2 protein-coding genes are annotated in these 1759 nt (G+C 69.9%); both read right to left on the bottom strand.

Going from position 1 to position 1759, the window contains the following annotated elements:
- Nucleotides 1-81: 81 nt before the first annotated feature.
- Complete coding sequence (locus KZA10_RS14135) at nucleotides 82-1254, bottom strand: anhydro-N-acetylmuramic acid kinase (protein ID WP_218683198.1); 1173 nt, start codon at nucleotides 1252-1254, stop codon at nucleotides 82-84.
- A partial coding sequence (locus KZA10_RS14130) for an N-acetylmuramic acid 6-phosphate etherase (RefSeq protein ID WP_218683197.1) occupies nucleotides 1254-1759 on the bottom strand: 506 nt, incomplete at its 5' end. The genes KZA10_RS14135 and KZA10_RS14130, both read right to left, overlap by 1 nt.

Below are 1759 nucleotides of genomic sequence, written 5' to 3'. Positions count from 1 at the left end.
CACGGGGAAGAAAAGCTCGGGGTCGACAGTCAGGCAGGCGGCCTTATCGCGCCAGTCCATGGGGGCTCCTCGGTATGGATTTCAAGAGATGTCGCGATGCGACCTCTCGGATTCGGGTAGAAGTTCGTGAGGACCGACCCCCGGGGTGATGGTGCCCAGGATGCGCGGCTCGCGCGCACCTGTTCCCCCCGGGACGATCGCGGGAACACCGTGCATCGTGGACCAGCCGATCAGCGCGAGGAGGATCGCCTCCTTGCTGTCGGCGGCCGCGCCCAGTTCGTCGGCCAGCACGACCTCGGTCGCAGGGAGCGCGGCGCGCAGTCCGTCGAGGATCAGCGGGTTGCGGCAGCCGCCGCCCGACACGGCGAGGAAACCGATACCTGCAGCCTCCACATCACGCGCGACCGTGCGGACCGTGAGCTCGGTCAGGGTGCGCACCACATCCGCGACGGCGATCTCGCGACCCTGCGCGCCGAGGTGCTCCTGCACGTAGCCGAGGTGGAAGTGCTCCTTGCCCGTGCTCTTGGGCGGCGTGAGGGCGTAGTACGAGTCCTCCAGCAGCGCGGCCAGCAGCGCCTCGTCGACCTGACCGGTGCGGGCGATCGCGGCGTCGTCGTCATAGCCGAGCGGGTTGAGGCCGTGCTCCACGATGACCGCATCCACCAGCGCGTTCGCGGGGCCGATGTCGTAGGCGACCAGGCCGTCCTGCCGCACCACCGTCATGTTCGAGATGCCGCCCAGGTTCAGGGCCGCCGACACCCCGGCGCGCGAGCGCAGCAGCAGCTCGTCGAGGAACGACACCAACGGGGCACCGTGCCCGCCGACCGTGATGTCGCGGATGCGGATGTCGGAGACCACGGGGGCACCTACCTTCTCCGCGATCCAGGCGGGCTGCCCGATCTGCAGGGTGCCCAGCGCGTGCGCTCCGTCGACCCAGTGGTACACGGTCTGCCCGTGCGAGCAGACAGCGTCGACACCGCCCACCTCGGCGGCGATGTCGGCGGCGACCTCGGCGAACGCCTGTCCGATGAGGGTGTCGAGCTCGCACACCTCGGCGAGGGTGGTCTGCGCCGGTGGCAGCGCAGCGATCAGCCGCGCCCGCAGCTCGGGCGCGTAGGGCACGCTCGTGGCGGCGAGCACCGTGCCGTGTAGATCCACCCCGTGCGCGGTGAAGCCGCCATTGGTCGTGAAGTCGACGACGGCGGCATCGATCCCGTCGTGCGAGGTGCCGGAGATCAGTCCGAGGACGCGCATCAGTTCGCCTCCAGTGCGGTGCGCAGCCGACCGTCGGCGGCGCCCAGTCGAGCGGTCGCCGCGGCGAGATCCTCACCGCGGCGGATCATGATCGACGCGAGCTTCACGTCGTAGGCGGCGGCCTCCAGCGCAGCCACCGCCGCGTCGCGGTCGACCTCGGCGATGGTCTGCACCATCCGGATCGCCCGCTCGCGCAGCTTGTGGTTGGTGGCCTTCACATCCACCATCAGGTTGCCGTAGGCCTTGCCGTTTCGCACCATCGAGATGGTCGAGAACATGTTGAGCACGAGCTTCTGCGCCGTGCCCGACTTGAGGCGGGTCGAACCGGAGAGCACCTCGGGGCCGACCTCGACCTCGATCCCGTGTTCCGCCGCCGCGCTGAGAGCGGTACCGACGTTGCACGAGAGGCCGATGCTGAGCGCTCCGAGCTCGCGCGCGCGGCGGACGGCGGCGATCACATACGGCGTGCGTCCGCTCGAGGCGATGCCGATCACGGTGTCGAGCG

The sequence above is a fragment of the Microbacterium sp. BF1 genome (assembly GCF_019279095.1).
GTDB lineage: Bacteria > Actinomycetota > Actinomycetes > Actinomycetales > Microbacteriaceae > Microbacterium > Microbacterium maritypicum.
Note: the sequence above shows the minus strand (reverse complement) of the source record. Positions and strands in the feature narration are given on the sequence as shown.

Excerpts from the sequence above, each read along its gene's own strand:
- KZA10_RS14135 (WP_218683198.1), bottom strand. The coding sequence starts at position 1,254 with ATGCGCGTCCTCGGACTGATCTCCGGCACCTCGCACGACGGGATCGAT.